A 22,215-nucleotide genomic window follows, 5' to 3' on the forward strand; every position below is an offset into this window, starting at 1 on the left:
GCTCTGCACAGTGCGCAGGCGTCTGCGCGTGTGGTAGAGGACGATATTTTAGGGGTTTATAGGTGGTTGATCCATATTATGTACTTGAAATTGACTTGCGGAAAGTGATATTGAAAACTTATGTGCAGTAAACTGAATCAGGATTAGGTTAATTTTGTAAATGGTCGTGCGCATGTAAGCTAGATGCCAGGATTTTTTTGGGAGCCACTCAGTAACGGAATTGAGCACTAGATTCGTCCCCTTGGCGACGGCGATACCGTTTTTTGGGGGGCTACTAGATAGCATTACAAGTATTTTTAGTTTCGGATACATGGCAGGAGCCACCCAATCTTCGGAAGATGTCTTCAGATTAAATAAGGTCTAATATCACAGCTGGCTAAGGGTATGATCTCTTTGTAGACCGGTGAAATAATAAATGCAAAAACATGCTGTTCTATTCCCCATAGCATTTATTTAATTGTCATTTAACTCCAACAAGGCGCACAACATGAACAGAGTGAATGACAACAACGACAAAATAATTTTTCTTCACAGAATTCGAAAAGATATTTGCGCAATCTACGGAACCAAAATCCGGAATATTTTGGTTGTCGGATCTTATTGCATTAACAATGACGTTGAAGATCTTGACATAGCAATAATAGTGAACGACGATGTCGATTTTTATTCGTTTGTAAATGACATTTCTCCAATTATGGCAAAATACACTACTGATAACAATGTTCTTATAAATTTCTTTCCGATTCGGCATATCGATTTTGTCGAAACTCCTTCTCAATTCATAAGGAATATCCATAAGCATGGACACCAATATTGATTTTAACAATAAATTAATAAAATCTCAATCGATGTGGGAGGCAGGTATTTGCCTTCTAGATTCTTCTTACTATCGTCAGGCGGCTATGCTATTCTGGTTTTCAATTAGGGATTGTATTTTTGAATATCTTGAAATGAAAAATACAGAATACGACAGCACGAGAAAAGCTTTGCTGGCTGTCATATCTGAGCCTGGCCTGTCAACAATCAGCTCTGAAATAATGTTTGTCTACTCGATAGGAACAATGACAGAGTGGGATGAAAATTTTTTTATTACCAAAGCCCAGCTTCTCGACTACATGAACAGATGTAGCCGCATAGCTATCACGCTCAAGCATTAGATTGACAAATAAATTACTGTCAGGAAGCAATAGCACGCAAAAAAACTCCAGAAATAAATATCAACAGCTTAGTAAGCTGATTGAATTTTTGCAAGTTATGTTGCACATCCCGAGATATTGGTCATGGCTTTAAGTGGCGAGAAAACACTGATAAACTGAAGCTTTTATCCCTCGACAAAAGCAGCGCGACAAGACGTGAAAACGTGGCTATCGCTGGAGAAATCTATGGTTTATGACAACAATCATTTCCAACACGTCTGTAAAGAAGTTAAGAGGCACTTAGAAGACAGTGAAATATCGAAATTGGCGCATTGGTATGCTGCCACAGTGTACGATAGAAGGTATAAAATATGTATCGGATTGCCTGCTACTTTTTTTTCTATCATTATAACTTGGATGCTATCTGCGAATGTCCAAGATTACTTTAAATCAAACCCTGGTCAAAATACCTATATAATACAACTGCCATTATTATTAAGTCTTATTGTATCGATATTAAGTGGTCTAGGAACATTTTTAGACTTTCGTGAACTCGCTACAAAACATCGGACAGCTGCGGAAAATCTCCATAGCTTGTGGCGAGACTGCAAAAATTGGGAAACAGATTTTCCAGATGCAGAAATGTGTGAAAAGGCTGTGCAAACAATCCAATTATATAGAAAAAGACTAAATGAAATTAATCGTGACGCCCCACAAATCCCTAAATGGGCATGGAAAAGTGTTAACTCACAAAGGAAAGAAGGCTCAATAAACTATGCAAATGAATAAATAGTTGCAGCCAAAAGACAAAACTACAATACATTCCTGTATACCTATTTTGCGCCACGAATATTGTTGCAACTTAAAATTTAAGTTATGCCCACAAACACTCAACGCATACAAAGTGCCTGACTTGAGCGTTCGAAGTGATGTTTAGGATATTGCTTACACAGGAGATAGTTACAAATTGAAAATTTTATCAATCGACGGTGGAGGGATTAAAGGTCTTTTTAGCGCATCTTTTTTAGCGGGTGTTGAGAATAGGTGCGAGAGGCCAATAGCTGATTATTTTGACATAATCAGTGGCACTTCGACAGGAGGCATTTTAGCATTAGCTTTGGCTGCAAAAATTCCTGCGATACAAATTGTCAATTTTTATAAACACTGGGGTCCAAAGATCTTTCGGAAATGGATTGAATTGCCATATATTTTAAAGCAGTTATTTGTTTCTCGTTATACTAACAAAGTATTGATAAATGCCCTGAAAGATATTTTTGGAGAATTAACTCTTGGTTCAATTTACAACAACAGCTCTGGTACTGCACTATGCATTCCTTCAATTAATGTTATTTCAGGAAAAGCAATAGTATTCAAAACACAGCACGAACAGCGGCTGACAAGAGATCTGGATACTCCTCTTTGGGAGGTTGCACTGGCTACATCTGCGGCACCAACTTATTTTCCTTTGGCACAAGTTAGCGTTTCTAATTCTGATTCTTATATACTATGTACAGATGGAGGCTTATGGGCAAACAACCCGACTTTGGTCGCTTTTGTTGAAGCTTTATCTTATTTAAACGCAAAAATTGAAGATATTTCTATTCTTTCTCTTGGAAACATCAAAGGCAACACATGCTTTAGGTCCAATACATATAGAGGTAAAGGATTGTTTTGGTGGAATACAAATCTAGTGAGTATGTTTATGGATACCCAGTCAGAAGCCGTTCACAACCAAATCGAAATTATTTTTCGATCTCAAGGGATTTGTGATAATTATATTAGGATTGACCATGATCCCACTAAAGCGCAGACTTCGTTGGCAAGTTTAGACTGTGCAAGCAAAACAAATTTAAATGATCTTGAAGTGATAGGTAGAGGTAGAGCTGATATTTTTGGGCTTGGCTCTGGTTTTTACAAATTTTTCAATGATGGAGAAAAAAATGGCTAACTGCACTAGTAATTTTAAAAATGGTGATAACTCTTTTTTAAATAAGATATCATTGTCTAAAGGAAAAATCGACCAACTAATTGTCTCAAGAAACAATCTGCGAGAGCGCATTAGGACTTTTCTTGAAAATAAAAATGTTAATTCTCCTAAGTTTTATAGGCAGGGTTCTTATGCACATGGAACGTTGACTAAACCGCTAGATGGCGACTACGATATTGATGACGGAATTTATATTGATTTGAGTGGATTTGAATCAGAACCGTCGACCAGGACAGTCCACAATTGGATAGCTGAAGCCGTTGAGGGGTATACCAATACATCACCAATTGATAAAGAACCGTGCGTTCGAGCTATATTCAAAGCTGGCTATCATGTTGACCTCCCGGTGTATAAGATTGTTTCATCCAATGGATCGAATTCTTATAATTTGGCAAAAAAGTCTGCCGGATGGGTGCAGAGCGACCCTCGTGCAATGAATGATTGGTTTCAAAAAAAAGTTAACGAAAGTTCTTATCAATTACGAAGACTTACAAAATATTTTAAAGCTTGGAAAGACTATCAACAATCAAAGTCTGGGATTAAGATGCCTTCAGGTCTTACTTTGTCGATTTTAGTTGGGGAGGAGTTTTGCAGTGACCCACGAGAAGATGTTTCTTTTTTGGAAACAAGTAGAGCCATTTATGCTAGGTTATCTGAAAGCGATGCCATTTGGAAACCCTACGAGCCTACAGAGAACATGAGGGAGTACTTAACTGATAATCAGTTTGATAACTTCAAGACATCTTTATTAAAGATTGTCGATATTGAAAGTAAAACAATCCTAGAAGATTCTTCAGAAAAAGCTGCTGAAGAATGGAGAAAAATTTTAGGTGATAGGTTTCCTGTCTACAGAGACGACGATGAAAATGGTTCAAAGGCACACCAATATGAAAAACAGGCAATTATAGGAACAACTGTTAAAAGTGCTTCTTGAATGAAAAGCTTTATATCTAGCGCCCTGGAGGAAGCAGAAAGATTTTTCTGTGAACTAGGCTTTAAGATATTAACTGCCGATGCATGGCCTGCTGCTGACCTTATTGTTGCCTATCGAGGCACAATATTTGTTTCTGGAAAAAAAATAGACATTGTAGCCGCTCTTCCAAAAGGATTTCCTGATATTCTTCCAAAAATATATCTAACAGAAAATTTCGAAGAAGTAATACCGCATCTAGATAGCAAAAAATATCTTTGCACTTTTTCTAGAGATCACGTTGATTTTTTTTCTGAAAAAATTATTGGTTTGTTGTCGGAGTCAATTGAAAAAGCACGAGTTATTATTAGAGATGGCCTTAGCGGTGTTAACCATACTGATTTTTACAAAGAATTTTTGGCGTATTGGGCTCACGGAGCACGGGATAATATTGCCTCTATTTTTCAGCCACAGAATAGCATCTTACACCTTAAAGTAGCAATGTTGGAGCCTGATTTTAATGGTATATGGAAAATTGCAGGAGAAACTGATGGCGCTATTAACTCAATATTGAAAAACATGGGTTATAATCATAAAGTCAAAACATTTGCTCCTGCAATATACTTGCCTTTTGCGCTTCCAGTTTTTCCGCCCTTTCCTGTACTAAATGGGAAGCTTATTCTGTCCCTTTTTAAATCGAATACAGAGAACGCATCTGCTATAGCTTCAGAAATTAAAAAGCATGGGACGAGTTCTTATTATTTTTTTTCGGTTAATACCGACTCTAATTTAGTTCTGGCTGCGTGGTCGATTGGCGTTGTCACAAAACATCTTGAAAAAGGATTCAGAAAAGGGCGTGTTGATACAAACACCGTTTTAAGTAGAACTGCTACTTCAAAAGTTCATCGGCATAATGTCGAACGTCTTGATGCAACTAGACTATTTAAGAGAGTTGGATATGATTGTGAATTGCCAATCAGGAAAAATGTTTGCATTGTTGGGTGTGGTTCCTTGGGTAGCAAGATTGCTGCTGAGTTAGCTCAGGCAGGCGTCGGTTCTATTGCTCTCGTTGACGATGATCATTTGAAATCAGATAACGTGACTAGGCATGTATGCGGGCTCGATAAAATTAATAATCCAAAAGTAAAAGCACTAAAACAAGAATTATTGAGGAAGTACCCTTGGATTGTTGTAACTTCATATTTTATGTCATTCCATGAACTAATTGATGCCGGGACAATTGATTTCACCAGTTTTGATTTGTTAATTATGGCGACGGGAAATACTGTTTTGGAAAGGAGGCTTAATTACATTCAAATGAGAATTCAAGATTTTCCTCCTGTTGTTTACTCCTGGATTGAGCCCTATGGTGTTGCAAGTCATGCGTTGCTGATTAATAGATGTGCTCCAGGATGTTATAACTGTTCACTTGATAATGATTTAAAATATTCTTTTAGGGTTGTTGAAGACTTTGCATGTGATATTTTAATGCAAGAGGCTGGATGCCAGACATTTTTTAGCCCTTATTCTGGAGTTGAGGCTGGTATGGCTGCCTCTATCGCTGTCAGGCTAGCGATGTCATGTATGATTAATAATGTTCCAAATCGGCGGTTGGTATGGATTGGAGATCTCTCTATGGCGATCAAAAACAATTGGAAGATTAATAAATTTTACAAACCAAACGACTCTTATCGATTAAAAGAATCTGTGTTAGAAAAATCTTTAAATTGCAAGATGTGCTATTGAATGTCTCTATATTATTATATCCATGGCTCCGGTCTTCTCGAAATTAAAGAGGTGGCACTTGAAACTTTTTTTAATTATAAGCAGAGAAGCTTTTTTCATACAGAATCAGGTGGAATTTTGTTTGGATATGAATACGAGGGCAGGATATGCATAGATAGTGTCACAGTACCGTCGCCTAAAGATAAAAGAGGTGTTTTCCATTTCTTTAGAGATAAAAGGCGGGCTCAAGAGCTTGTCGATCATGAATTTATTCGCAGCCAAGGTAAACATATTTACATCGGCGAGTGGCATACTCATTGTCAATCTCGTCCAGCGCCATCATCCAAAGATATTTATGAATGGAGGAATGCTTTCGATAAATCGTTGTTAAACCTAGACTTTATGGTGTGCATCGTTGTTGGCAATACAATGTCACTAGGTAATTTATGGGTTGGGTGTGTTGACGGGTTTGGGGTGCGTCAAATTGATTCTTTGAGTCATTGTGAAGGGATCAGTCAAGGTAGAGTAGATGACTAGTTTTAAAAATGTACATGTTATTGTCTTTGTTGCTTGCATATTTGTTTTTCATGTTTTGCCAATCAAATCTTTGGCGGCAGACTCCTGGCAGGGGAAGGTCGTCAACGTCCTCGACGGCACAACCTTGGACATCGCCAAGCCAGATGGGCAAATCGAGCGGATCAGGCTCTACGCAGTCATAGCACCTGTTTCTGGGAATCCCCTTGGATATGATGCGCGGCGGCGAACAACCTCATGGTGCTATCAGTGGGGAGACGTAGCCGAGGTCTTGCCCATCTACCAAGAACCAACCGGCCAAGTCGTCGCACGAGTGATTGTCGGGCAGGAGGATTTAGCCGGTGTCCTGGCGAAAGCCTGCCTCGCTTCAATCAATATGAGAACCTGCAAAAAACGGCAGACGGTGGAATGCGTGTCTTGGCATGCCTGGGAGCTTCAATGCCGGGATGAGCAAAAAGGATTATGGGCAAATAAAGATCAATGAGCTCGGGGTGATATCATGAAGAGACTTTTTCTGACGCTTGCCTTGGTTCTGGTCCCTGCATTATCCTTCGCCGTCACGGATCAAGAGGTCCGGGACATGATGGTCAAGGAGTCGATTAGTTCCTACCCTGGCAATTGCCCATGTCCCTACAACACCATGCGGAACGGTAGGAGTTGTGGCGGGAGAAGTGCCTACAGCCGACCGGGTGGCCGTGCTCCACTCTGTTACCCCAAGGACGTCACCGACCCAATGGTCAAGGCGTACCGTGCGCAGCATAATTTGAAATAGCCCGCACTCAACATCGTGTAGCCTGAAGTTGTTTTGGACAGGAGGCGGTATGAAACTTTTCTTGTTATTACTCACATGCCTTATTATGTCTGCGAATAATTCTTTTGCTGAAGATGCGCCTAAGGATGCTCAAGCGAATGACAAAGGTGTTCAGTTAAAGAATAAATCTGAATTCAAATCATCCCCCAAGCTTGGCTATCATAGCAATAACCCCGGCGATGAGGACAAAGGCCTTGGGAATCTTAAACCGCTTCTAGATCAGACTTTGGGGAACAATAAAGATAGCTCGCCAGGAGGGGTTGTAATGCCAAATGCTGGCACGTATAAGTTTTAAGGTGTAAAATGAAAAAAATATTCATCGCAATTTGTTTCTTGTCCATTTGTGCGACGTCTTATGCATACGACCTGACCCTCAAAGACACTCCTGTCAGCATTTATTTCAGCCCTAAGGGTGGCGCACAGCAAGCTCTTGTTGACGCCATTGGGACTGCCAAGGAGTCGATTTACGTCCAGGCGTATTCATTTACTTCAGCCCCTATCGCAAAAGCACTTATCGATGCAGCCCAACGTGGGGTAAAAGTCGAGGCGATCTTAGACAAGAGCCAACGAAAGGCGACCTATACCGGGGCTACGTTTCTCAAGAATGAAGGCATCCCCATCTGGATTGACGCCAAGCATGCCATCGCGCACAATAAGGTGATGATCATTGACGGCGCGACTGTGATCACTGGGTCGTTTAATTTTACCAAGGCCGCCGAAGAGAAGAATGCTGAGAACCTACTGATCATTCGAGACTCCGGCCTAGCCAAGCTCTATCTGGAGAATTGGGAACGGCATCGGGCGCATTCTGAGATGTATTAAAAAGCCAACCATAAATTGATATCTGGTGAAGCTTGAGTGTGGAAAGTATGCGTTCCCTGGGTTTTATCGACTCAACCAAACAACCTGCAAGAGGTAACTAATGGGCAAAGTTTATATTAAAGACGGCGTTGTTTACATTAAATTTAACGATAGCTTAGCACCCTACGAAATCGACGTAGATCGCTGCGATAGCTATCCCAAGATCGTCCATTGGATTGCCCACTTGTCGGAAAAATCATGGTGCACATCTGATATAATTAGTAGCTTCATAGATACGGTGTGTGGACATCACGGATTAAATCACCACAACGACGGCGCATCATAGCATTCGCGGGACTACTGTATTTCCAAGCATCCTGTAAAAAAAGCCCACGCCGACCACTTGAACATGGAAGACGTGGGCTTCTTGTTTTGAGCCTCAGCTATTTCTTGTTGCCCTTGGCCTCTTGGGCTTCGTCAACAGCCTTCAGCAACTCAAGAATGCCAACATTCTTTTCTTTCGCGGTCGCAGCAAGCGACTTCATGTTGTCAAAACCATTGTCCAAAACAAACTGAGTGACATCTCCGCGCTTAATTCCAAATTCCTTCATGATCATCTGCATCTGCTTGAGGGGATTGTCTTCGCCAGTCAGCGTTTTTCTGGCAATCTTGATAGACATATCTTTCTTCGCAACGCCAAACTTCTTCATGTACTCTTCACGAGTCAGGTCATGGGACGAAAGATGCTTCGAGCCTAGAACCTTAAACTCTTCACCGCACACAGCGCACTTGACCCCTTTCTTGGTCTTCACATGCTGAGAAGCTTCAATCTGCTTTATCGGCTCAGGCTCAATATCAATCACAGGGCCGCAGCTCAGAGAAATCAATTTTTCGTAAATGCTCTTTGTGACTCCTTCGAGTTCGCTGAAATGGACTTTTCCATGTCGAAGCTGGTCTTTTGCCAAGTTCAAAGCCTCTGCCCAAATTTCTTTATCGACCATGATTAGCTCCTTAGTGTCTGGATGAATAAATTGGCAGATAGCTTTCTGATATTGTCTTGTCAAATGAAAAGAGATTTATGTTAATCAGCTTTGGCTGTTAATTAATCACCTACTTCTACCTCCGTCGGGGTGGCTCGTTGCCCCTTGCCCCTCGTGTCCCCGGACACCCCCTGGATTCGCGCCCTACGGCCCCATCCTGGGGCTTCTCTAGCCCAACCCTCCCCTTGGTCCCCGCCATAGGCAAAACCCAGGAGAATCCCACTCCGGCCCAATGTCCGATTCAGCCGGCGGCACTGCCAATTGCCCCGGCCTCCCCCGTCAGCTGCCCAGCCCCGTGACCGGCTCCATGGCCCAGGCTATCCTTCCCTGGTCCCCGATCTCCTGGGCCACGAGGTGAGCATGCCGAACGAAGCAGAATCAAACGACAAGACGCACGAACTGATTGAAGAGATCATTCAGCGCTTTCAGCCCATTGAACACCTTTTTGACGTGATGGGCGCGGCAGACTCGGGAGTACAGGGAGTGTTTGTGCGGAGGTGGGCAGAAATAGGAATACAGCTTGCCTCAAGTTTTCGGGAACGCCTCGATCAAATGGTTGTTACATCCAATAGGAACATCTGAAATCACGATTCATTAAACCGCTTCATGGAGGTTAATCACATGTGGCTTTTCAAATTTTTAGCTGGAGTTGCCTTTGGTACTGTAGTTGGTGGAGTCCTCAAGATGATCACCAGTGGGGGTGGTGTGATCGTTGGTCGGGAAAATGTTCGAAACGCAATTGAAAAAGAAGAACGAAACCTTCGTGGACGGTTTGATAATTTGAAGGTCACCAAGGATGACCCGAAGTTTTACGAGTAACCACGAACTTGCCATGCAGGGAGGATACCCAAATGGACCAGGACTGGAATGTCATCTTCAGCTACACGCGGGGTAGCTCCAAGACCCTTCCTGCTTCCCAGCACCCCTGACCGCCTCCATGGCTCGGGCTATCCTCCCTCCTTGGACCAATTATTTCCGGATCATGAGGTGAGCATGACAACAGGAGCAGAAGCCAACGACAAGACGCTTGAACTGATCGAAGAGATCATTCAGCGGTTTCAGCCTATCGAACACCTTTTTGATGTCATGGGCGCGGCAGACTCGGGAGTACAGGGAGTCTTTGTGCGGCGGTGGGCAGAAATAGGAGTGAGCTTGGCAACGACTTACAGGGAATATCTTGGTCGGATCGCTGCCGCTTCAAAAGATCGTAACTGAATGTGTTTCGCAAGACGAGCAACAATACTATTCGGATAGTGCAACAAGTATTTTAAGTATTTTCGATTTGTCACTTGGGGACGCGGACTGAATAATACCTATCGCGAGTTCTTCTGTTGCTTCGGTCGTAAGCACATCAATTTCCAGGTCGAACAACTTCATCAAGGATACATCCAGGGCCATTGACAAGTTGTGGAGGCTTTCCAGGGTGGGGTTGCCCCTTCCCCTCTCGATTTCCCCGAGGTGCTTCAAGGATAAGTTCGCCATTTCAGCTAATTGGAGTTGGGTCAACCCGCCCTTCTTCCTAAGAATCTGAATTCTTTTCCCTAATATTTCATGTATGTTAGGCATCGCTCCCCCCGAATACCAATACGTAACAGGCGGCAGGGGGCGAACCAGACGACACGCCTTTTTTTCTTGAAAACAGGTACTATATAACCTATTTTGAAAGTGGGCCATTGATCCCGGCGGCGGCCCCTTCGGAAGTTAGGGAGCCCAAGGTCCACTGGCGGGGTGGCTGGGCTAATAGCTACTGCTTAGACTTCTATGGGTATTAACAACTAACCACCATGAAAGTTTGTGGTGTTGAAAGGGAGTTTTCCATGAATAAGTTTACTCTTGCTTTAAAAAATGAATTTAACAAGCTGCTTTCAGTCTGCAAAAGTAATGTCCCAGCAAAAGATAAAATTCTACCTATCCTCATGAACAAAATTTCGATGGTCGTCATTGCATTTATGATAATTGTGCTATTTTCGTCTGGGAGTTCAGACAACAATTCCGTTTCAAATAATAATGTCACAACAAACACCAAAAAAACAATTTCAGGAACTGGCCCTTTGATATCAATGGTTAAAAAGGGGACGCTTGTCTTTGACAGCACGACGACTGTCGGCAACGCACTTGATAATTATCAATTTTTTAAAACAATCAAGTGGAGTGAGTTTGAAGACCAGCAAAAGCGTAAGGTTGTAGAGTTTGTTGGTATTGTCGACATGCCAAAATCGATTGATTATGTTCTGAACGAAAAGTATGATGCCTCAACCGTAAGTCAATTGCCAATCCATAAAGAAATATTACTAGACACTCAAGTAAAAATTCAATTTTTAATCAATACAGACAACGAAAGCTTCAAGCTGGCTAATGCAGCCATCGAGACGGAAGGAGATAGATTTTTAAAAGTTGATGAACTTCTTACGCAGCTATACAAGAATAAACCTTTGTACAGGATATACGACAAAGTAAACTCAGCGTACTCCAGCGATGTGTCGCAAATCTTCACAAAAATTAATTCTGAAAAATTAGAAGCCGCGAAGAAACAATTCTTTGCGCAATACCGAAAACAATTTATCGGCAAGTACATCGACTTGGTGCGCGGCGAAGATGGAAAATGTCAACTTGCTGTTGAGGACATAAACGAGTCCTCTGTGAAGATTATGTTGACGATGAAGGACTCAAATGAACAGGCTACCACTTACAATTTAAACATTCCGATAAATTTGCGTGTTGATTCTCCTCAACCGTTGCTGAATAATCAATACGACATTAGGGGAGACATCATAAGCGACGCCATCCCGAACTCTGCGAATTCCTACATTTCAATATTTAAAGAAGGTGGCGGACCAATAATATATATACATGGTTTATGCTCTGCTCGTTTCTCCAAGGATTGATTTAATATTAAGGCACTGGCTAGGTTACCGGCACGTATTCCTGGAAGTAAGTAGACATAGACTTAGAATCACGGGAGGCGACCAAGTTTGCCTGGAGTCTCCCGTGACCTCCCCTCCGGCCCCAGGGTATCCTCCCGGGAATTCTTAAAAATTCCCAAAGGGAGGATACCCAAATGGACCAGGACTGGAATGTCATCTTCAGCTACACGCGTAAGCAAGCCATTGAGGACGGGGTGTTGATCGACGTCACCGAGCAAGCAAATCAACTTGGCTTCAAAGTGAATACCGTCGTCACTGACCATCTCTATGGTGATTACCTGACACCGCCGGCTGGCCTGGAAGGTGAGGGTCAATCCGTCGAGGGACGGCTTCATGATCTTCTCTTCAGAACACTTATCGCCGCTAAGACCTTTGGTGCCAGGGATCGTGTCAATTTTGACGTGCTGTTCCTGATGTCGCCGGGCAAGTGGGCCACTGTGAAGATCCTGGCCGTGATGGGTCCAGGTGATCACGGCGAGCCAGTCTTGACCATCATGCTGCCAGAAGACGACTGATCGGAAGAAGTTGCTGACACCCCCTGGATTCGCGTCCTACGGCCCATTCCGGGGGCTTCCCTCGCCCATCCCTCCCTTAGTCCCCGCCGTGGGCAAAACCCAGGAGAATCCCACTACGGCCCAATGTCCGATTGGTACCGGGGTAGCTCCGTGCCAAATTTATTTATGGCATCCCGTAACAGCCCAGGGGTAATAGACGCTGAGCACAGGTGGATTCAGACAATCTCGAAACCAGCAGGGAGAAGGCCATTCGGATACTATCGCCAGAAGTAAAACCATGCTAATCCATTATGGGTAGGGAAAATAAAATCTCCCTAAATCCTGGAGCGCCCGTTTTGACGGAGATTGATATGGCAGATACATTGCGCCAGCGAGCAGAAAAACAGTTCTTAACGAATGCAACTAAGACTATTTCTAACGCTATCCCCCTTGAAGAAATGCAAAAGACTCTCCACGAATTAGAGGTACACCAAATAGAACTGGAGATGCAGAATGAAGAGTTGCGTCAAAAGCAAGTTGATCTTGACATCTTACGGGCACGTTATTTTGATCTATATGATTTAGCACCGATAGCGTATTGCACCTTAAGCGAACAGGGGTTTATTCTCGAAGCCAATCTCGCCGCCGCGTCCATGTTTGGAGTAGCCAGGCAGGAACTAGTAGAGCAGCCATTTACCCGTTTCGTCTTCAAAGAAGATCAAGACATTTACTACTTATATCGCAAGCAATTGCTTACAACAAACACGTCTTCTGTTTGTGAAATTCGTATCGACAAAAAAGGCAAAGGCTTTTTGTGGGTGAGTTTAACTACCACAACTGCACCTAGTCGCGACGGTTCTTCCGTGTGTCATATGATGATTAATGTCATCACAGAGTATAAGCGCACGGAAGAAATGCTAACAAATCGCGATGAACTAATAAGGGTGATCCTCGATTCCAGCTTGAATTTTATTGTTGTTAAAGATCTCGAAGGCAGATTCATTCTGACAAACAAGGCATTTGCACAATCATTCGGCTTTAGACAAGAAGACCTTATTGGAAAGACTGATTATGATATTTTAGACCTTGAAATTGCCGCACGCCTCAGAGAAAGGGACCTTTATGTTATTAAAACTGGAGAAAATCTTGTCTCAGAAGATACTATAGCAACAAGTGGAGGGAGACGAAGTTTTCGGGGTACTAGGACTCCGGTAATAAACAAAAAAGGTTCAATAGAAGGCATCTGCAATATTGCTTTTGACATAACTGACAAAAACGATATAGAACAACAACTTGTAGTCGCACGGGATGAGGCCTTGCAATCTACACGTGCAAAAAGTGAATTTCTGGCAAACATGAGTCATGAGATTCGTACGCCAATGAATGGAATTATTGGTTTATCACAACTTATGCTCGAGACACCACTTAACGAAGAGCAGCAAGATTATACAAATTTGATAGTTGAGTCGAGCAACAATCTCGTCACATTAATTAACGACATACTCGATTTTTCGAAAATAGAAGCCGGGAAGCTTGAAATTATCGAAAATGAATTTTGTATACATGACATCTGTCGTTCTGTTGCGAGTATTTTTAAAGAACAGATATACAGAAAAAAAATCAAACTTACTATCGATGTGTCGCCTAAAGTTCCAAATTTAATCATTTCTGATGCAGGGCGCATCAGACAGGTTCTATTCAATTTAGTTGGAAATGCCATGAAGTTTACTGAAAGCGGCGAGGTAAAAATCCACATCGATTTCGCCAATGATATTATTCCAAACAAGAAGAGGCTTAGGTTTGCAGTCTCAGATACCGGCATCGGCATTCCCAAAGATCTTATTGCAGACCTCTTCAAGCCATTTACTCAAATTGATGGATCATTGACCCGTAAATACAAGGGAACAGGGCTTGGCCTTTCAATTGTAAAACGCCTTGTATCTCTCATGAACGGTGATGTTGCAATTGAAAGTAAGGTCGGCAAAGGCACGACTGTAAATTTCAACATCTTAATAGGCGTCCCAGACATGGTTGGTTTGTCGCCAGACTATCCGCATCGAAAAAATGAATTAATTCCATCAGGTGATTTACCCTATCAGATGCATCTAAAAATTCTTCTCGTCGAAGATGACGAAATTAATCAGCGCATTGGCCGACGTTTACTTGAAAAGTATGGAGCTATAGTTGTGTCCGCTGTCAATGGAGAAGAAGCTCTTCGGTGCCTATCTAATGAAAAGTTCGACATTGTACTGATGGACATTCAGATGCCTGTCATGGACGGTCTCGCAGCGACCAGAGCGATTCGAGCTTCCATTGGTAAATTTTATAAGAACATCCCGATTGTAGCCATGACAGCCCTTGCTATGGCTGGAGACAAAGAAATATGCCTTGCAGCCGGGATGGACGATTATATTTCGAAGCCTGTGGACATAACAGTACTCAAGAAAACTATAGAAAAAATGATGCATAAGACTACCGCAGATGGCAGCTAATACACTCGAAACATTAATATTTCATTACACTTATACAGTCATGCTAACTACTTAAGTCAAGGAGAAATAAGGGATGAACTCATCAACAAAGAAAAAGATTTCTAAAGCATCAACAATCCTTCAAGAGGTTGCCGACTATTTAGAAGATAAGTCAGCCGAAGATTTTGAACTATACGGACAACGTCTTTTCGACTTAGCAGATGAGATTGAAACGCTCCTAGGTGAAGTTGATGACAACGAGTCTAATACTGACGATGAAGATGACCATCAAAAAGATGATATCTAATTGTTCGTACGCATACTTCTGAAGAGTTTCTCTTAAAATAAACAAACGAATTGCCGATACACAGATCACTTACAAGTTTAATGCCATAGCCCCAGTGACCTCCCCTCCGGCCCCAGGATATCCTCCAAGGAATTCTTAAAGATTCCCAAAGGGAGGATACCCAAATGACCGAAGAGTGGAATGTCATCTTCAGCTACACGCGTAAGCAGGCCATCGAGGACGGGGTGTTGATCGACGTCACCGAGCAAGCAAATCAACTTGGCTTCAAAGTGAATACCGTCGTCACTGACCATCTCTATGGTGATTACCTGACACCGCCGGCTGGCCTGGAAGGTGAGGGTCAATCCGTCGAGGGACGGCTTCATGATCTTCTCTTCAAAACACTTATTGCCGCTAAGACCTTTGGTGCCAGGGATCGTGTCAATTTTGACGTGCTGTTCCTGATGTCGCCGGGCAAGTGGGCCACTGTGAATATCCTGGCCGTGATGGGTCCAGGTGATCACGGCGAGCCAGTCTTGACCATCATGCTGCCCGAAGACGACTAATCGAAAGAAGTTAATGCCTTGCTGGGTTTGGAGCGACACGCACTTATTCTATACGAAATCACGATGAAATAGCTGCGTGGCTATTCAAGACCATAATGCGCATTTAGCAAGGTGTTTTGCGCAGTAACCAGCAAAATGGAGCCAGCCTGTGATTTAGACCGCGAAATATCGGGGCTGGTGGTAAATCGAAAAGTCAAACCTCGGATTTTCGAGCACTCTCTTCTGAAAACAGGGGGTTGAGTGGGAAATAAAGGTATTTTCAACAGGCAAATTGAAAGCGATTCCAGCTTGGAGAATGCCTTAATAACAACTTTCTAACAAATTCGACACAAAAGCATAATGACGTTTTAGTTAGAGCTATTTCTGTTCCTTTTTTAATTTTCTGACTTCATCCTCAATTCGTCTTTTGCCAAGTCTGTACTCTTTAAACTCTGCTGATTTTCTGATGCCATCTGCAAGTTCACTTAACGATTTGTTGTTGTCTGGACTGTTTAGTTTTTCAAAAATAATCTGTGCTGCACGAAGAAAGTGTTGTTTTTTCTTTTCTTTGGAATTTTCGCGCATTGTATGGCTTGTTCCATGTGTGGACATCGCGCGAAGGGAACGTTCTGAGTAAAATTGACATTCACGGAAAATCATCCCTTCATTAAATACAGTCCGTAACATTATTTGCATCAATGATTCCGTGCTTAAAGTCTCGATCGAAGCAGGAAGGTCTGTTACATGTGTTATATACAAGGCAAATATTTCTCCAAATATCCTGAAATCAAAATGTCTTTCTCGCTCAATATCTGACTCGAACTGTGTAATGAGGTAATTTATAATTAAAAACCTCATCCCGAAAATGCCTATCGAAGAAAAACAAGTTTTTAATTTGTCGTTGTTCGGGAGGCTGTTTATTTTTTGGAAATAAATTTTTATTGTTTTAGGGTCAAGTCCATAAAATTTTAACAAGGCAATATGGGCTGTATAAGTTGTGTCTGTTTGCAGCAGATCTCCTAGCGCGTCGACAACACCATCTTTTGGCCTCTCGTCGTTCAAAAGAGTTTCTTTCAAATATGCAAATGTCGTTTTTAAGCTAATTCCCTGAATGCTCGTTGTGTCAGAAGCTGTATTAAGGCCACCAAGAATATACTCTGTCATCGGTGCCAAAGCCTTTGACCCTAACATTCGTTCAATGTCCTTGGTGTATTCGCTTACAATTTTGCACACAAGACTTCTTTCGTTATCATGGTCAGAATCGTTGTTTTCTGATTGATTCTCTGTATTGTCTGGAAAAAGTTTTGTTAAAATCCCATCTATAAAACACATATTACCTGTTCTTTCATTGGCATAGAACGGGAAAATGATATTTTGATTTATTTCATCGCCCATAATGTTGTGATCCTATCTTTGCATGGTGGTTGTCTTGTTGTGAGGCAAGATTAATCGTCCATGATTCAAGACCAATACGGCATAATAAGTCACATCGCGTCTTCTCTGGCAGATTCCGTTTCATCCTCTCTTGCCGTCGAAGGCGGTATCCCTAAGCCCCGCAGCTTACCCGCGATGTTTTCCGGCACCCCAAATTTTGATCGATTTTCTGCAAAAAGCCTTTTTGCAAATTGTCGCATATGCCGGGATGGCCTAGAAGTACCCATATGAGCCCACGGGGAGTAACTTCCTCCATTGATAAAGGCGGTTATACTACAGGGGCTTAATCGGCAAGGGAAAATCCCACCCCCTAAACGGAAAGCTCGCCATGGCAGAAATTGTGACAGAGCGCCGGGCAAGGACAGGTCGAGAAAAGCTGACCGGCACGGCATCGAGCAGCTTGTTCGCTTTGATGGGCTGGCGGTCTCCCTGGAACGAATGCCGATCCTGTGGGCAGACTGAAAACATCACTCCAAACAGGAGATGGCGACGAAGAGCGAGTAAAGAATTCAGTCGACTCAATATCTGGCTGGGCAAAGACGAGTAAACTTTTTACAGCTGGAGTCACAAAAATGGATAACGACGTTTCTATCATTCGGGCGATTATGGAATTGCATCCTGCTCTTGCCATCGATGATCAAATTCATCTTGCCACGAAAGTGATGAAAGGCTTGGCAAAGGCGAAGGCTGATATCGCTATGGGCAACACCGTAGTTCGTGATGACGACGGTGGCCCTGCCGACAACAAGAACTCTGGGCACGGTTACACTAAGGCAGACTTCAAGGTGAACCCGATGTCCGCTCTTAAAGGTGAAAAGGCTACGTGCTGCCTTTGTGGAAAAGATTTCGGCGTCATTACGAAGACGCATCTCTCGGTTAGTCACAATATCACCCCGGATCAGTACCGTGAGTTGTGTGGGTATGCCCCCGGCACGAAGCTCATGACGGATGCGCAGCTTCAGAAAAAGAAGGACATCCTCAACAAAGCCAAGCCTTGGGAAAAAACTGATCGCTGGCAGGGCAAGCAAGCCAAGCAAGCTGAGCAGGACGCAGCTACTAAGGCTGCCGATGGAAGCGGTACCGATCAGAACACTGCCCCCACGGAAAGCCCTAAGGCTGTGAAATCGGACACCAAGCCTCAAAACAAAGCATCGGCGAAGCCCGAGAAGGACGATAAGGGTGAAAGCGCGTCGGCGGCATAACCGCACCGACCCTGCGTAAACGAGGGATTTGGGCCTGGGATGGTTTTGCCGTCCCAGGCCTTTTGGGTTTTCAGTATCATGCCGATTACGAAGTGAGTCGCGAACAGAGGTGGAGCCAGAGAAGGCTTCCAAAGCTGTACCAGAACCCTTGCGGCAGGACAGGCTGTGCGGTAATTCTGCGGTAAAGCTGGTGACATGATCAAGCCGGCGGGGGCGCATGCTCATTTGTTCCTCATGGAGGGGGGGGCATCGGCGTCGAAACCGACCAGCACGGCGGGACACGACGCAGAGAAGGCCGAGAAAGGCCCAGACCGGCTCGGTAATCGCCGTTTCGGGCTGTGCCAACCCCGTGCTCCCTCTGAGGCACAAGCGGCGAAAATGGGGGGGGCTGAAGCCGTTTTCGACAAATTTAAATAAAATCAGCATGTTGAATAAATTTGAAAGAATTTGAACACGGAAATTTACGACAACATATTGAATTATTGAGATTAAATCGCAATGCGTCTCAAATTTGAAAATTTGAAGCCATCGTCCTCTCCTGCGGCGGCGGCCCTGGCGAAAATTAGCCCAATAACGAGGCTCGGTGAGGCTCGGCACAACGCGCAGACGTCTGCGCATCAAGTATCCGGGTTCATTTTGGGTGTGGCAAGGGGTGTGTAGCCCGTCTCCAGGCCGGCAGGCTGAATGGTGAACGACGCCGATGTTGCATGTGGCGACAGAAAATTGGGATGTTAATGTGGGCCTTACTGGGGAGTTCAGCCCGGTTGCCGGGGGTGCTGCCAGGATCGGAGCGAATGACCCGAAAAATGAGGGCCGATGAGGCGTGACACAACGCGTAGACGTCTGCGCATCGAGTATCCGGGTTCATTTGGTGCTGGTGGCAGCGGGAACTCCACCGGAGTGGTTGCGAGGACCGGCGAGAATGAGCGAGACATGAGGGCTGGTGAGGCGCTACCCCATGCGCAGACATCGACGCATCAAGTATCCAGGGTAATTGGGGGGGGGTAAAGCAAAACGTCATAACGAGGTTCGCCAGCACGCGGGATAAGCCGTCGACGTTGGCAAGGTCCGCGGTCCCGTTTTGACCAATGCCACCAGGGCGGCGAGAATGAGCCAGAAATGAGGGTTGGTGAGGCGCTACCCCATGCGCAGACATCGACGCATTGAGTATCCCGGGTGATTGGGGGGTAAAGCAAAGCGTCCCAGCGAGGCTCGCCAGCGCGCGCGACTATCTGCCGAGGTTGCATAGGGCACGGGAGTCGGCGTCACCTCGGAGGCTTTGGTTTCGTTGCCCTCGCCCCCCGGTAGCGACAATACGCCGGTTCGTGAGGGCTGGTGAGGGTTGGTGAGGCGCGACATAACGCGCAGGCGTCTACGCATCGAGTATCCAGGGGCATTCCGGGGGAGGACGGGAGGGGGTTGTGAGGGCTTTAGGTTCGGAACTTAAGAAGTTAATGATCTTATCACCTCAAGTCCATCTTCGAGTTAAAAAGACAGACATCCGGACAAATCACGAGTTATTTTGTCGCTACGAATATGCCATCGTGATTCAATTTGTAGAAGCTAGAGAAAATTGAGAGGACAATATGGCAAAGAACAAAAACGCTAAGAAGACTGCCGACCAGGAAGAAGACAAAGATGAGGTGTTGAAGCAAAAGGTAGCGACCGTAGAAGACCAACTAGACAATACTGGTGTTACAATTGACACGAGAGGATTCCCAAGTCTCATTAAAGATTATATTGAATGTGTTCAAGCCCAAACAGGTTGCGATGAAATATCTGCCACTGTCAATGTATTAAGCCTAATTTCGTCAGTAGTTCAAAAGTCTGTCTGTATTCCTAAAAATGACTTGTCGACAAACAAAGAAGGCTATTTTCAGAAACTTTATCCGAACCTGTGGATGATTGAAGTTAATAAATCCGGCGGGTTTAAGACAACGGCACAGCGCATTGCTCATGCTCCGGCTTATGTGATCCAAGAAATTATAACAAGTCATAATAAATCTAAGACTGCGGCAGATGCAGTTGATAATCTTGAAGGGACGCAAAGACAAGAAGATGGGCTGTATGAAAAAAACATATTTTTGCCAACAAGAACAACTTTCCCAGCTCTTCTTGATGTCTTGTCTAAAAAGAAAGGTGGTTTAATATTAAGCTCTGAATTCGGAACATGGTTGCAGCAACTTACAGGCGGCATCTCGAGTACGTCAATGCGTTCAACTATGGCGGATCTATATGATGCCCCTCGACTCTTCGAAACAGCCACGAAGACAGGCGGTGTAATAACTCTCGAGGAGCCATTTATATCTATTTGTGGCGCAACAACGCACAGTCAAATTGCAAAATTATTGAATGAAGAAGATGTCCTTTCTGGATTCTTGCCGAGGTTTCTTTTGTTTCTGCCGCCGGTCAAAGATGACATCCCAAATGCATTGCCAAGCGTCAATGTCAACAGTAAGTACAGCCGCATTGAGTCAGATATGCTTAAATTTTTAACAAGTATCCACGACAGAAAAGAATTTTTGTTGTCGAATGACGCAAAGATCGCATTTAACGATGTCCACAAAATGATGTATGATCAAGTTCGGGGTGAAACGAAACAGATAAAAGACTATATAGAACCATTTTTAAGAAGATGGTCGCCATACATATTGAAAATAGCAATGCTACTTCATCTTGCGGAAGATCAAAAGTCGACCATTTTAGATCGCAAGGATATTGAAGGCGGTGGTTACGTTGTTGAGTGTGCTTATACGTCAACAAAGTGGCTTTTAACTAATTTTATTTTAGAGTCAGAAGTTGCTAAGCGATCTAAAGTAATCTTGAGATATATAGCAAAAGAAAATGGTTCCTGTCTTCGCCCCAAACTGTTGCAAGGCAACAAAAATTTCAATGCCGATGAAATTGATAAGATTATTAAATACTTGGAAGAGACAGGTCAGATTATAATCGTTGCCGATACGTTAAAGACCAAAACAGTTTACCAAATAGCGTAAGGAATAAACATGACTATTGACCTCGGTTATATCAATCAGTTCGGAATTGACGTTGCTGGAAATGTTCAAAATATTGAAACCCTAGCTTCTTCGATAATTAGCTCCATGACAATACCTGCCGAAGCCAAGTGTATTGATAGTATATACTTGGACTTTGAAATAATTGGGAAAAAAGCGATTGAGACTCGAACGTACAATTGGGCGCGGCTCGGCGAGCTACTTTTCAATTTACAGGATCGATACAATAAAGATCCAAGCATTGATCGAGTGAAAGTCAGTTGGACAAAGTTCGCAGCTGAAAATTTCACGAATTTTGGGAAAAAGAGACGAGAGCAGGCAGTAAAATTATATAACTACGGAAAAGAACTTGAAAAATATTATTTCCTCGGAATAGATGAGCTGCTTTATGTATTTAATTTGCTTATAGGCAAGCACAGGAAAGACAAGGAAGGTCTCAAGAAGACAGGAGAGATGTTTGAATTTTCATTTAACAGCCCAGTTGATACAGATGAAGATCGAAGAATTTTCAGAGAAAAGGTCGACAAAATATGTGCCTATGAAAAAGATTTTGCTGAAGTTAAAAAGACTGGCGTTGACAATGAATTGTACTACAGGTGTGTGTCGGTTGGCTGCGTCGTAAATAAAAAAGTAATCAGCCACATTGGAAGCCTAGCAAGCCAAGCTGAAAAAGATGCTTACATGAAAGAATCAATAGCGAATCGAGATTTTAAAATTTCAAATAATGAGAACACAACTGAACACGCACAAGCGTCGCCTGGATTGCTCTGTAAGCTTATAGACAATACGTCAGGATACAGGACTAAAGGACTAGATGAGGTCAAGCATCTTGGGTTGGATATTGTCACACAGGCAATTCGTGAACTGGTTTGGCTGAGAAAAGAATTGAGGAATATGTAAT

The 22,215-nt window shown here is 43.4% G+C and carries 23 protein-coding genes; 20 read left to right on the top strand and 3 right to left on the bottom strand.

The features are described 5' to 3' along the window. The first annotated feature begins 800 nt into the window (after positions 1-800). The 9 genes from NY78_RS08880 to NY78_RS08900 all read left to right on the top strand — a co-directional run bounded on the left by NY78_RS08880 (position 801) and on the right by NY78_RS08900 (position 7,925). Positions 801-1,157, top strand: a complete 357-nt coding sequence (locus NY78_RS08880; protein WP_043634499.1) for a hypothetical protein — start codon at positions 801-803, stop codon at positions 1,155-1,157. A gap of 225 nt (positions 1,158-1,382) precedes the next feature. Then, positions 1,383-1,925, top strand: a complete 543-nt coding sequence (locus tag NY78_RS24615) for an SLATT domain-containing protein (protein WP_156180897.1) — start codon at positions 1,383-1,385, stop codon at positions 1,923-1,925. Between the two features lie 178 nt (positions 1,926-2,103). Then, positions 2,104-3,084, top strand: coding sequence for a CBASS cGAMP-activated phospholipase (locus NY78_RS23620; protein ID WP_197084220.1), 981 nt, complete (start codon positions 2,104-2,106; stop codon positions 3,082-3,084). Next, the gene (locus NY78_RS24620; protein ID WP_156180898.1) at positions 3,077-4,057 is read left to right on the top strand and encodes a CBASS cGAMP synthase; all 981 of its coding nucleotides are present in this window, start codon (positions 3,077-3,079) and stop codon (positions 4,055-4,057) included. Before NY78_RS23620 ends, NY78_RS24620 begins: the two co-directional genes overlap by 8 nt. Next, on the top strand, positions 4,058-5,779 hold the full coding sequence (locus NY78_RS23625; protein ID WP_082139931.1) for a ThiF family adenylyltransferase: 1,722 nt from the start codon (positions 4,058-4,060) through the stop codon (positions 5,777-5,779). It begins immediately after the preceding gene. Beyond that, positions 5,780-6,295 carry a Mov34/MPN/PAD-1 family protein gene (locus tag NY78_RS23630; RefSeq protein WP_082139932.1) on the top strand — a complete coding sequence of 172 codons (516 nt, stop codon included), beginning with the start codon at positions 5,780-5,782 and terminating at the stop codon, positions 6,293-6,295. Continuing rightward, a complete protein-coding gene (locus tag NY78_RS08890; RefSeq protein WP_043634503.1) occupies positions 6,288-6,776 on the top strand; it encodes a thermonuclease family protein in 489 nt (162 codons plus the stop codon). The genes NY78_RS23630 and NY78_RS08890 overlap by 8 nt, the downstream gene beginning before the upstream one ends. A gap of 337 nt (positions 6,777-7,113) precedes the next feature. Then, positions 7,114-7,398 (top strand): hypothetical protein, encoded by a 285-nt coding sequence (locus NY78_RS08895; protein WP_043634504.1) that lies wholly within the window; start codon positions 7,114-7,116, stop codon positions 7,396-7,398. Positions 7,399-7,406: 8 nt separating this feature from the next. Continuing rightward, the gene (locus tag NY78_RS08900; RefSeq protein WP_043634505.1) at positions 7,407-7,925 is read left to right on the top strand and encodes a phospholipase D family nuclease; all 519 of its coding nucleotides are present in this window, start codon (positions 7,407-7,409) and stop codon (positions 7,923-7,925) included. A gap of 422 nt (positions 7,926-8,347) precedes the next feature. Here NY78_RS08900 and NY78_RS08905 read toward each other — a convergent pair whose 3' ends face one another. Next, positions 8,348-8,905: a MucR family transcriptional regulator gene (locus NY78_RS08905; protein ID WP_043634506.1), complete on the bottom strand. Its 558-nt coding sequence runs from the start codon at positions 8,903-8,905 to the stop codon at positions 8,348-8,350. Positions 8,906-9,304: 399 nt separating this feature from the next. Between NY78_RS08905 and NY78_RS08910 the strand changes: the two genes are divergently transcribed. The 3 genes from NY78_RS08910 to NY78_RS08920 all read left to right on the top strand — a co-directional run bounded on the left by NY78_RS08910 (position 9,305) and on the right by NY78_RS08920 (position 10,159). Next, on the top strand, positions 9,305-9,526 hold the full coding sequence (locus NY78_RS08910; protein ID WP_043634507.1) for a hypothetical protein: 222 nt from the start codon (positions 9,305-9,307) through the stop codon (positions 9,524-9,526). A 39-nt stretch (positions 9,527-9,565) separates the two neighbouring features. Next, entirely contained in the window at positions 9,566-9,763 is a 198-nt protein-coding gene (locus NY78_RS08915) for a hypothetical protein (RefSeq protein WP_043634508.1), read from the top strand. 174 nt (positions 9,764-9,937) lie between these two features. Beyond that, positions 9,938-10,159, top strand: coding sequence for a hypothetical protein (locus NY78_RS08920; RefSeq protein ID WP_082139940.1), 222 nt, complete (start codon positions 9,938-9,940; stop codon positions 10,157-10,159). A gap of 27 nt (positions 10,160-10,186) precedes the next feature. On the opposite strand, the gene NY78_RS08925 is transcribed toward NY78_RS08920, so the two are convergent. Continuing rightward, complete coding sequence (locus tag NY78_RS08925; protein ID WP_043634512.1) at positions 10,187-10,510, bottom strand: helix-turn-helix domain-containing protein; 324 nt, start codon at positions 10,508-10,510, stop codon at positions 10,187-10,189. Between the two features lie 251 nt (positions 10,511-10,761). Here NY78_RS08925 and NY78_RS08930 point away from each other — a divergent pair, with 251 nt between their 5' ends. The 5 genes from NY78_RS08930 (at position 10,762) to NY78_RS08950 (ending at position 15,685) form a co-directional block, all read left to right on the top strand. Continuing rightward, complete coding sequence (locus tag NY78_RS08930; RefSeq protein WP_156180899.1) at positions 10,762-11,829, top strand: hypothetical protein; 1,068 nt, start codon at positions 10,762-10,764, stop codon at positions 11,827-11,829. 173 nt (positions 11,830-12,002) lie between these two features. Next, positions 12,003-12,383, top strand: a complete 381-nt coding sequence (locus NY78_RS08935; RefSeq protein WP_043634518.1) for a DUF6573 family protein — start codon at positions 12,003-12,005, stop codon at positions 12,381-12,383. A 350-nt stretch (positions 12,384-12,733) separates the two neighbouring features. After that, positions 12,734-14,854 carry a PAS domain-containing hybrid sensor histidine kinase/response regulator gene (locus tag NY78_RS23075; protein WP_053062169.1) on the top strand — a complete coding sequence of 707 codons (2,121 nt, stop codon included), beginning with the start codon at positions 12,734-12,736 and terminating at the stop codon, positions 14,852-14,854. Between the two features lie 73 nt (positions 14,855-14,927). Further along, a complete protein-coding gene (locus NY78_RS08945; protein WP_043634521.1) occupies positions 14,928-15,140 on the top strand; it encodes a hypothetical protein in 213 nt (70 codons plus the stop codon). 164 nt (positions 15,141-15,304) lie between these two features. Continuing rightward, positions 15,305-15,685 (top strand): DUF6573 family protein, encoded by a 381-nt coding sequence (locus tag NY78_RS08950; protein WP_043634524.1) that lies wholly within the window; start codon positions 15,305-15,307, stop codon positions 15,683-15,685. 357 nt (positions 15,686-16,042) lie between these two features. On the opposite strand, the gene NY78_RS24625 is transcribed toward NY78_RS08950, so the two are convergent. Continuing rightward, a complete protein-coding gene (locus NY78_RS24625; RefSeq protein ID WP_156180900.1) occupies positions 16,043-17,059 on the bottom strand; it encodes a hypothetical protein in 1,017 nt (338 codons plus the stop codon). 611 nt (positions 17,060-17,670) lie between these two features. Between NY78_RS24625 and NY78_RS23080 the strand changes: the two genes are divergently transcribed. From NY78_RS23080 to NY78_RS08970, 3 genes are all read left to right on the top strand, one after another. Then, positions 17,671-18,300 carry a MucR family transcriptional regulator gene (locus NY78_RS23080; RefSeq protein ID WP_053062170.1) on the top strand — a complete coding sequence of 210 codons (630 nt, stop codon included), beginning with the start codon at positions 17,671-17,673 and terminating at the stop codon, positions 18,298-18,300. A gap of 1,586 nt (positions 18,301-19,886) precedes the next feature. After that, positions 19,887-21,296 (top strand): DUF3987 domain-containing protein, encoded by a 1,410-nt coding sequence (locus NY78_RS23640; protein WP_082139935.1) that lies wholly within the window; start codon positions 19,887-19,889, stop codon positions 21,294-21,296. Positions 21,297-21,305: 9 nt separating this feature from the next. Beyond that, entirely contained in the window at positions 21,306-22,214 is a 909-nt protein-coding gene (locus NY78_RS08970) for a hypothetical protein (RefSeq protein ID WP_043634531.1), read from the top strand. Position 22,215 lies beyond the last annotated feature (1 nt).

This window comes from Desulfovibrio sp. TomC (genome assembly GCF_000801335.2).
Taxonomy (GTDB): Bacteria; Desulfobacterota; Desulfovibrionia; order Desulfovibrionales; family Desulfovibrionaceae; genus Solidesulfovibrio.

Bases quoted from the DNA above. Each gene is read 5' to 3' on its own strand.
- NY78_RS08880 (WP_043634499.1), top strand. From the start codon at position 801: ATGGACACCAATATTGATTTTAACAATAAATTAATAAAATCTCAATCG.
- NY78_RS24615 (WP_156180897.1), top strand. From the start codon at position 1,383: ATGGTTTATGACAACAATCATTTCCAACACGTCTGTAAAGAAGTTAAG.
- NY78_RS24620 (WP_156180898.1), top strand. From the start codon at position 3,077: ATGGCTAACTGCACTAGTAATTTTAAAAATGGTGATAACTCTTTTTTA.
- NY78_RS23625 (WP_082139931.1), top strand. From the start codon at position 4,058: ATGAAAAGCTTTATATCTAGCGCCCTGGAGGAAGCAGAAAGATTTTTC.
- NY78_RS23630 (WP_082139932.1), top strand. From the start codon at position 5,780: ATGTCTCTATATTATTATATCCATGGCTCCGGTCTTCTCGAAATTAAA.
- NY78_RS08890 (WP_043634503.1), top strand. From the start codon at position 6,288: ATGACTAGTTTTAAAAATGTACATGTTATTGTCTTTGTTGCTTGCATA.
- NY78_RS08895 (WP_043634504.1), top strand. From the start codon at position 7,114: ATGAAACTTTTCTTGTTATTACTCACATGCCTTATTATGTCTGCGAAT.
- NY78_RS08900 (WP_043634505.1), top strand. From the start codon at position 7,407: ATGAAAAAAATATTCATCGCAATTTGTTTCTTGTCCATTTGTGCGACG.
- NY78_RS08905 (WP_043634506.1), bottom strand. From the start codon at position 8,905: ATGGTCGATAAAGAAATTTGGGCAGAGGCTTTGAACTTGGCAAAAGAC.
- NY78_RS08910 (WP_043634507.1), top strand. From the start codon at position 9,305: ATGCCGAACGAAGCAGAATCAAACGACAAGACGCACGAACTGATTGAA.
- NY78_RS08915 (WP_043634508.1), top strand. From the start codon at position 9,566: ATGTGGCTTTTCAAATTTTTAGCTGGAGTTGCCTTTGGTACTGTAGTT.
- NY78_RS08920 (WP_082139940.1), top strand. From the start codon at position 9,938: ATGACAACAGGAGCAGAAGCCAACGACAAGACGCTTGAACTGATCGAA.
- NY78_RS08925 (WP_043634512.1), bottom strand. From the start codon at position 10,510: ATGCCTAACATACATGAAATATTAGGGAAAAGAATTCAGATTCTTAGG.
- NY78_RS08930 (WP_156180899.1), top strand. From the start codon at position 10,762: ATGAATAAGTTTACTCTTGCTTTAAAAAATGAATTTAACAAGCTGCTT.
- NY78_RS08935 (WP_043634518.1), top strand. From the start codon at position 12,003: ATGGACCAGGACTGGAATGTCATCTTCAGCTACACGCGTAAGCAAGCC.
- NY78_RS23075 (WP_053062169.1), top strand. From the start codon at position 12,734: ATGGCAGATACATTGCGCCAGCGAGCAGAAAAACAGTTCTTAACGAAT.
- NY78_RS08945 (WP_043634521.1), top strand. From the start codon at position 14,928: ATGAACTCATCAACAAAGAAAAAGATTTCTAAAGCATCAACAATCCTT.
- NY78_RS08950 (WP_043634524.1), top strand. From the start codon at position 15,305: ATGACCGAAGAGTGGAATGTCATCTTCAGCTACACGCGTAAGCAGGCC.
- NY78_RS24625 (WP_156180900.1), bottom strand. From the start codon at position 17,059: ATGGGCGATGAAATAAATCAAAATATCATTTTCCCGTTCTATGCCAAT.
- NY78_RS23080 (WP_053062170.1), top strand. From the start codon at position 17,671: ATGGATAACGACGTTTCTATCATTCGGGCGATTATGGAATTGCATCCT.
- NY78_RS23640 (WP_082139935.1), top strand. From the start codon at position 19,887: ATGGCAAAGAACAAAAACGCTAAGAAGACTGCCGACCAGGAAGAAGAC.
- NY78_RS08970 (WP_043634531.1), top strand. From the start codon at position 21,306: ATGACTATTGACCTCGGTTATATCAATCAGTTCGGAATTGACGTTGCT.